Below are 5,443 nucleotides of genomic sequence, written 5' to 3'. Positions count from 1 at the left end.
CGGCGCCTGCGGCGGCGCGGCCGGCGTACCGCCGCCGACGCCGAGCTGCACCGGCGATGCCGCGCCGAGATTGGTACCGGGCGCCATCGCCGCGATATGGCTCGCATAGACGATGTAGGTGCCCGCGCTCGCGGCACGCGCGCCGCCCGGCGCGACGAAAGCCGCGACCGGTACCGGCGAGCCGAGGATCGCCTTGATGACCTGCCGCATCGACGTGTCGAGGCCGCCGGGCGTGTCGAGCTGCAGGATCGCGAGCGGCGCATGCTCGCGCGCCGCGCGCTGGAGCGAACGGACGACGAAGTCGGCGCTGGCCGGCCCGATCGCGCCGTTGAGCGGAATCACGATCACAGGCGCCGGGCCCGCAGGCGCAGGCGCAGGCGCGGGCGGCGGCGCGGCGACGGCCGCGCATACGACGAGCAGCACCGCGAACAGCGCGGCGCGCGCGACCCGCGCGGACAGCGGGTGACGAGGGCGGCCGCCGCGCGCGGCGTGCGGCGGTCCGTGACGTGGAGCGTGCATCGGGACGTCCGGGCGGCGCGCGGCCGCATGCCGTCCGGTTCGCGGAATGGGCTGGGCCCGACGCTTAAAGATTAGGCGGTTTCGGCGCAGAGCGGGAAGACGGCCGCCGCGCGACTCAGGGCCGCGCGTTGCCCGCCCGCGCGAGCACTTCGTCGCGGTATTCGGCCGGACTGCGCCCGCTCCACTTGCGGAAGGCGCGATAGAACGCGCTCGGCTCCGCGAAGCCCGCGGCCGCCGCGACGTCCGCGATCGTGCGCGTCGGATCGGCGAGCGCCTCGAACGCGAGATCGCGCCGCAGCGTGTCCTTGATCGACTGATACGCGTGACCTTCCTGATGCAGCTTGCGCCTCAGCGTCGCTTCGGCGACGTAGAGCCGCGCGGCCATCCCGGCCGCGCCGGGCCACGCGGCGGGTGGCATCCCGCGCAGCACGGCGCGCACGCGCGGCGCCAGCGCGTTCGGATTGCGGTACTTGACGATGAAACTGGCCGGCGCGTTGCGCAGGAACGTCTTCAGCGTTTTCGCGTTCTGCACGACCGGCAGCGTCGCGAATTCCGGATCGAAATCCACATACGAATCGGGCTGGTTGAAGCGCATGTCGTCGCAGAACATCGACGGATACTCGTGGTCGGCCGGCGGCGTATCGCAGCGGAAGCTCGCGTGCAGCAGCGGGATGCGCCGGCCGATCAGCCAGCAGGTCAGCCCGTACACGATGATGAAATAGGTCGCGTACGTGAACATCGCGGGCGTCGCGCCGCTGTTGCGATGCACGAAACGCAGCCGCACGCGCTGCGGGTTCGCGTCGAGTTCCGCGTGCAGATCGTCGAGCACGCAGTGCATGAAGTTCACCGCGCGCGCCATTGCGTGCAGCCCGTCGGCCGCCGACAGCGCGGCCTGGCTCATCGCGACGAAGCTGCCGCTGCGCATCGGGTGGCTGTCCTGCCCGAAGAATTCGTCGTCGAGCGCGCGCGCGATCGCGTTCCACAGCGCGCCGTACTGCTGCGCGGACACGCGCGCGCGTGGCTGGTCGAGCAGCGCGGGCGCGATGCCGGCCTGCGCGAGCAGCGGCGCGGCCGCCACGCCGCGGCGCACGGCCAGCGCGATGCTGTACGCGACGAGACCGATCGCGACGGTTCCCTTGTCTTCCTGCTTCATCCCGGTGCCGGTATGGCAAAAACGCTCAGTGTAAATGAGCGGCGCGAGCATCGAACAGATGCGCACGCTTGCCTACACTGATTGCATCGAAACAGAACGACGGCCGCACCGTGCGGCCGCAGGAGACAGCCGCACCATGGATGCGCTTTATACCGAAGACCAGCGGATGATTCGCGATGCCGCGCGCGCTTTTGCCACCGAGGTGCTGGCGCCGAACGCCGCGCAGTGGGACCGCGACGCGCAATTGCCCGACGCGGTCGTCGCGCAGCTCGGCGAACTGGGGCTGCTCGGGATGATCGTGCCGCAGGAGCTCGGCGGCTCGTACACCGACTACGTCGCCTATGCGCTCGCGATGGAGGAGATCGCGGCCGGCGACGCAGCCTGCGCGACGATGATGAGCGTGCACAACTCGGTCGGCTGCGGGCCGATCCTCGGCTTCGGCACGCCCGAGCAGAAGGCGCGCTGGCTCGGCGACATGGCCGCCGGGCGCGTGATCGGCGCATTCTGCCTGACCGAGCCGCAGGCCGGCTCCGAGGCGAACAACCTGCGCACGCGCGCCGAGCTGCGCGACGGCAAATGGGTGCTGAACGGCGCGAAGCAGTTCGTGACGAACGGCCAGCGCGCGGGCGTCGCGATCGTTTTTGCCATGACCGATCCCGACGCCGGCAAGCGCGGCATTTCCGCCTTCCTGGTGCCGACGGATACGCCGGGCTTCATCGTCGGCAAGCCGGAAAAGAAGATGGGGATCCGCGCGTCGGACACGTGTCCGATCACGCTCGAGAACTGCGCGATTCCCGAAGAAAACCTGCTCGGCAACCGCGGCGAAGGGCTGAAGATCGCGCTGTCGAACCTCGAAGGCGGGCGGATCGGCATCGCGGCGCAGGCGCTCGGCATCGCGCGCGCGGCGTTCGACAAGGCGCGCCGCTATGCGGGCGAGCGCGTGCAGTTCGGCAAGCCGCTCGCCGAGCATCAGGCGATCCAGCAGAAGCTCGCCGACATGGCCGTGCAGATCAACGCCACGCGCCTGCTCGTGCACCACGCCGCGAAGCTGCGCACGGCCGGGCTGCCGTGCCTGTCCGAAGCGTCGCAGGCGAAGCTCTACGCGTCGGAAATGGCCGAGCGCGTGTGCTCGGATGCGATCCAGATCCACGGCGGCTACGGTTATCTCGTCGATTACGAAGTCGAGCGTCACTATCGCGACGCGCGCATCACGCAGATTTACGAAGGCACCAGCGAAGTGCAGCGGATGGTGATCGCGCGGCAGCTTTGAGCCGCGCCGCTCGCCGTCACGATGGCCTGAAGAGCACGAGGGAAGCGCGGTGAACGCGGCACGCAACGACGTGACCGTGCGCCGCCCGACAAGCAACCGTCCGGTGCGCAGCCGTGCGCCGGACGGTTGCGCGATGCATGGAGACATGCCCGGCATGGGACAGGAGACGACACGATGACGGTACAGGCATTCCTGGACGCACGCGATTTTCTGCTGCGCCACCGCACCGACTACGAAACCGCGTATCGCGATTTCGCATGGCCGGTGCTCGACACGTTCAACTGGGCGCTCGACTACTTCGATCCGATGGCGCGCGGCAACGACCGACCGGCGCTCTGGATCGTCGACGGCGCGACCGGCACCGGCGAGCCGTATTCGTTCGCGCAGATGTCCGAACGCTCGTCGCGGATCGCGAACTGGCTGCGCGGCATCGGCGTCGGGCGCGGCGACCGGATCCTGCTGATGCTGCCGAACCGCGTCGAGCTCTGGGACGCGATGCTCGCCGCGATGAAGCTCGGCGCGATCGTGCTGCCCGCGACGACGCAGCTGTCGGCCGACGACGTGCGCGACCGCGTGCAGATCGGCGGCGCGACATACGCGATCGTCGACGAGAACGAAACCGCGAAGTTCGAGCAGCCGGGGCTCGGCCTCGCGCAGAGGATCGTCGCGGGCGCGCCGCGCGACGGCTGGCTCGCGATGAACGACGGCTACGCGGCGAGCGCCGCCTTCGAGCCGGACGCGGTCACGCACGCGAACGATCCGATGCTGCTGTATTTCACGTCGGGCACGACGTCGAAGCCCAAGCTCGTCGAGCATACGCATCGCACCTATCCGGTCGGCCATCTGTCGACGATGTACTGGATCGGGCTGCAGCCGGGCGACATCCACTGGAACATCAGCTCGCCGGGTTGGGCCAAGCACGCGTGGAGCTGCTTCTACGCGCCGTGGAACGCGCAGGCCTGCGTGTTCGCGTTCAACTATGCGCGCTTCGAGGCGAAGGCCGTGCTCGACGCGCTCGTCAAGTACCGTGTGACGACGCTGTGTGCGCCGCCGACGGTATGGCGGATGCTCGTGCAGCAGCCGCTCGCGTCGTTCGACGTGGCGCTGCGCGAGATCGTCGGCGCGGGTGAGCCGCTGAATCCGGAAATCATCGAGCGCGTGAAGAAGGCGTGGGGCATCACGATCCGCGACGGCTACGGCCAGACCGAGACGACCTGCCTGATCGGCAACTCGCCGGGCCAGCCGGTCGTCGCCGGATCGATGGGCCGGCCGCTGCCCGGCTATCGGATCGCGCTGCTCGATCCCGACGGCGCACCGGTGAGCGAGGGCGAGGTCGCGCTGCCGCTCGACGCGGACGGCGCGCGCCCGGTCGGGCTGATGACGGGCTATGCGAACAATCGCGACGCGACCGCGCACGCGATGCGCGACGGTCACTACCGGACGTCGGACATCGCAATGCGTCGCGACGACGGCTACTACGTCTATATCGGCCGCGCGGACGACGTGTTCAAGTCGTCCGACTACCGGCTGAGCCCGTTCGAGCTCGAAAGCGTGCTGATCGAGCATCCGGCGATCGCCGAAGCGGCAGTCGTGCCGAGCCCCGACGCGGTGCGGCTGTCGGTGCCGAAGACGTACATCACGCTGCGGCAGGGCTACGAGGAAAGCGCGGCGCTCGCGCTCGAGATCTTCCGGTTCTCGCGCGACAAGCTCGCGCCATACAAGCGCATTCGCCGGCTGCAGTTCGCCGAGCTGCCGAAGACGATCTCCGGGAAGATTCGCCGTGTCGAGCTGCGCCGCCGCGAGATCGAGCGCGGCGACGACGCGACCGCGCGCATGCCCGGCGAATACTGGGAAGAAGACTTTTCCGCGGAACTGAAATGACCGTGCCGCGCGCTGTGCGCCGCGTGCGCGCAGCGCGGCCGGCCTGAACCTGCCGTCCGCGCACGTCGCGCGGCGGCGCGCTGAAGGAGAGAGGATCGATGAACGCGAATCCGACGCCCCGTACGGGGCAAGACGTGCCGACGGTCAAGCTGCTGATCGACGGCGCCTTCGTCGAGTCCGCCACGAACGAGTGGCGCGACATCGTCAACCCGGCCACGCAGCAGGTGCTCGCGCGCGTGCCGTTCGCGACCGTCGCCGAAGTCGACGCGGCCGTGCAGGCCGCGCACGCTGCCTATGCGACGTGGAAGAACACGCCGATCGCCGCGCGCATGCGCATCATGCTGAAGTTCCAGGACCTCGTGCGCGCGAATCAGCAGCGCATCGCGAAGACGCTGACCGCCGAGCAGGGCAAGACGCTGCCCGATGCGGAAGGCGATATCTTCCGCGGGCTCGAAGTCGTCGAGCACGCGTGCTCGATCGGCACGCTGCAGCTCGGCGAATTCGCGGAGAACGTCGCCGGCGGCGTCGATACGTACACGCTGCGCCAGCCGCTCGGCGTCTGCGCAGGCATCACGCCGTTCAACTTCCCCGCGATGATTCCGCTCTGGATGTTTCCGATG

General features: G+C 69.4%; 4 protein-coding genes and 1 pseudogene. 3 read left to right on the top strand and 2 right to left on the bottom strand.

Features of this window, described 5'->3' with window-relative positions; all coding sequences use genetic code 11:
- Both HMPREF3115_RS17200 and HMPREF3115_RS17195 read right to left on the bottom strand, forming a co-directional pair.
- Nucleotides 1-519: pseudogene (locus HMPREF3115_RS17200) on the bottom strand (nodulation protein NfeD); the annotation flags it as partial.
- A 115-nt stretch (nucleotides 520-634) separates the two neighbouring features.
- On the bottom strand, nucleotides 635-1,672 hold the full coding sequence (locus tag HMPREF3115_RS17195) for an AraC family transcriptional regulator (RefSeq protein WP_006406116.1): 1,038 nt from the start codon (nucleotides 1,670-1,672) through the stop codon (nucleotides 635-637).
- Between the two features lie 136 nt (nucleotides 1,673-1,808).
- On the opposite strand from HMPREF3115_RS17195, the gene HMPREF3115_RS17190 reads away from it, so the two are divergent.
- The 3 genes from HMPREF3115_RS17190 to HMPREF3115_RS32505 all read left to right on the top strand — a co-directional run.
- Complete coding sequence (locus tag HMPREF3115_RS17190) at nucleotides 1,809-2,942, top strand: acyl-CoA dehydrogenase family protein (RefSeq protein ID WP_070555316.1); 1,134 nt, start codon at nucleotides 1,809-1,811, stop codon at nucleotides 2,940-2,942.
- Nucleotides 2,943-3,116: 174 nt separating this feature from the next.
- Nucleotides 3,117-4,823 carry an AMP-binding protein gene (locus tag HMPREF3115_RS17185; RefSeq protein WP_070555314.1) on the top strand — a complete coding sequence of 569 codons (1,707 nt, stop codon included), beginning with the start codon at nucleotides 3,117-3,119 and terminating at the stop codon, nucleotides 4,821-4,823.
- 98 nt (nucleotides 4,824-4,921) lie between these two features.
- A partial coding sequence (locus tag HMPREF3115_RS32505) for an aldehyde dehydrogenase family protein (RefSeq protein WP_256276227.1) occupies nucleotides 4,922-5,443 on the top strand: 522 nt, incomplete at its 3' end.

The sequence above is a fragment of the Burkholderia sp. HMSC10F09 genome, from assembly GCF_001806955.1.
In the GTDB taxonomy this organism is placed as follows: Bacteria; Pseudomonadota; Gammaproteobacteria; order Burkholderiales; family Burkholderiaceae; genus Burkholderia; species Burkholderia multivorans.
The sequence above is the reverse complement of the archived record's forward strand: the minus strand, read 5'-3'. Positions and strand labels throughout refer to the sequence as shown.

Coding starts and splice junctions, on each gene's coding strand:
- HMPREF3115_RS17190 (WP_070555316.1), top strand. CDS start 1,809: ATGGATGCGCTTTATACCGAAGACCAGCGGATGATTCGCGATGCCGCG.
- HMPREF3115_RS17185 (WP_070555314.1), top strand. CDS start 3,117: ATGACGGTACAGGCATTCCTGGACGCACGCGATTTTCTGCTGCGCCAC.
- HMPREF3115_RS17195 (WP_006406116.1), bottom strand. CDS start 1,672: ATGAAGCAGGAAGACAAGGGAACCGTCGCGATCGGTCTCGTCGCGTAC.